Consider the following 2,322-nt stretch of genomic DNA (forward strand, 5'->3'; position numbering starts at 1 on the left):
GAGAAGTACACAGACATCGACGGAAAAGTGGTTGAGCATCCGTTAATAGACTTGTCCTCACCACCGTCATCGATCGTGTATAACGGAGTAGGTGGAGCCCAAACCTTACCGATAGGTTTGAAAGATAACACGTTAACAACCTATTCGGCCTCGATTAACGATTTAGTGTTGGGTTATCGAGCAGCGGATGCGGATATAACGGTTATTAAAACAGCGTTAAAAGATAATGTTGTGACAGGTGATATCGTTCCTTACAGCATAAAAGTGATTAATAACACGGTACAAACAGCGAATATCAAAGTGAAAGACATCTTACCGGCAGGGTTTAAGTATGTAAAAGGCTCATCACGTTTAGATGGTAAGAAGATAGCCGACCCGAAAGGTGGAAAAGCGATGACTTATGATTCGTTGGAATTAAAAGGAAATGGTGAACTCGTTATTAACTATATGTTAGTTGTGGGCTCAGGTGTGACTCAGGGCGAGTACACCAATACGGCGATGGCACTAAGTAAACTGGGTCGAGTGGTATCGAATACTGCGCAGGCGACAGTGACAGTGACAGCGGACCCATTATTTGACAATGCATTAATCTTCGGAAAAGTGTTTGTCGACCGCAACGGTAATGGCGTACAAGATGAAGGTGAAGAAGGTCTGGGCGGCGTGAAGTTAGTGACGGCTCGGGGAGAAATCATCACAACTGATACGCATGGTCGTTACCATATAGTCGGTGTATCGGGAGGACGTTGGGAACGAGGAGCAAACTTCGTTATCAAACTAGACCCACGAAGCTTACCGAAAGAGTACAAAGTGAGCGGACGTAATCCAAAAGTGGTGAGAGTATCGCCGGGATTACCAAGTAAAATTGATTTTGGTGTGACAGAAGTCCAACCGTAATCACAACAACAAAATTAAGACAAACAAAAATGTTTGTCTAACCAGTCCTTTTAAGCTTTCCCCCGTTTATCGGGGGTTTTTTGTTTTTTCAAACAACAATCGAAAAAAAATTGTTAATTAAGAAACCAACCCATAACACAATTATCTCAACAGCAATTTATTAAATTGTAAATATAAATTTGATAAGTGTAATCATCTATGGTTTTTTATAGGGAAACTATTGATTTTAAAACTTATAATTGGTTGATATGGTGTTTTTATGTAAAAAAAATACAAAACAAAAAGAATAAATACAAATTCGATAGTTTGGGTCGATCGCGTTAATTATTATTGATCGTTTTTTGCGATCAATGTATTATTATGTAAATATTTGGCAAACATTTTAATAAAAATATATATATTTGTAATTTTTTAATGAGTTATCTCCTGATAAATTGTTTTGTCATGGGAAAATTATTGTTAATCAATAACTAATGCTTTATTTGTAATGATTTGTTAAGCTGAATAAAAAAAACAAAATAAGTAAAACTAATTGGTCTTAAAAGGAAATAAAAGTAGATGAAAAAACATAACTGGACCCGACATTTACCTTGTCTGGGGATAAGTGCTGCTTTTTTACTCGGCTCAAATGGTGTTTATGCCGGTGCGGATAACGTGCCCAAATTGAACATTATCCGGGATGAGTTTAATGCAGAAGAGAAGCTTAACTTAAGTATCTATAATCCCAAGCTTAAGCTGACCTCACAAGGGCTGTTTACCTCACCAATGGGATTTTATGTCTATACTAACTACCCCTCAAAAATAGCGGAATACCAGATCACGGTTTACCGTCAATCAGACTTAGATAACCAATATCCCTTAAAGACATTCCGTTTTAGTGATATCAGTCCGGATGAGGCCGTATTATGGAGCGGGGAAACGGATAATGGTGAGCCGTTATCAATTGACAGCGAGTATAAAGCGATTTTAAGCACGACCGGTTATGCAGGCCAAAAAGATACCGTATATGCAGTGCCATTTAAAACCTTAGGTTACGGCAGTGCACAAATCGACAATCCGTTCACCGCCTACCGCAAATCGACCCCCACGTCAAATTTATTATTTGGTCAATTAAAATCAGACAGCACGATACCGGGCTTTGGTGAAAGCCGAATAAACCATCAGGGCATTGTCACCAGTGCCCAAGACCGTAAAGTGGTCATTCAAATGGCGGGGCTGGAAGATAAAAAAGCAGTGAAGCTCAATGGTGAGCGCTTAGTGGTGGACGACAATGGTCGAGCCATGCGCGAGATAATTTTATCACCGGGTGAGTATCAGTTTGATTTAAGCTGGCAGGATGAGCAGGGTCAGACCCACACACAGCAGGAAAAGCTGGTGGTGGAGCAGGAAGATGACCTTTTCTATGTGGGTATAGTGGATGTGACGTAT

Annotated in this window: 2 protein-coding genes; both read left to right on the forward strand. The window is 39.8% G+C overall.

The genetic code is table 11. From position 1 onward, the window contains the following. A partial coding sequence (locus A9G10_RS01870; protein WP_143425925.1) for an SdrD B-like domain-containing protein occupies positions 1 to 894 on the forward strand: 894 nt, incomplete at its 5' end. A 558-nt stretch (positions 895 to 1,452) separates the two neighbouring features. After that, positions 1,453 to 2,322, forward strand: an 870-nt coding sequence (locus A9G10_RS01875) for a hypothetical protein (RefSeq protein ID WP_143425926.1), incomplete at its 3' end; no start/stop codon positions are given.

This window comes from Gilliamella sp. wkB308 (assembly GCF_001690185.1).
Taxonomy (GTDB): domain Bacteria; phylum Pseudomonadota; class Gammaproteobacteria; order Enterobacterales; family Orbaceae; genus Gilliamella; species Gilliamella apicola_I.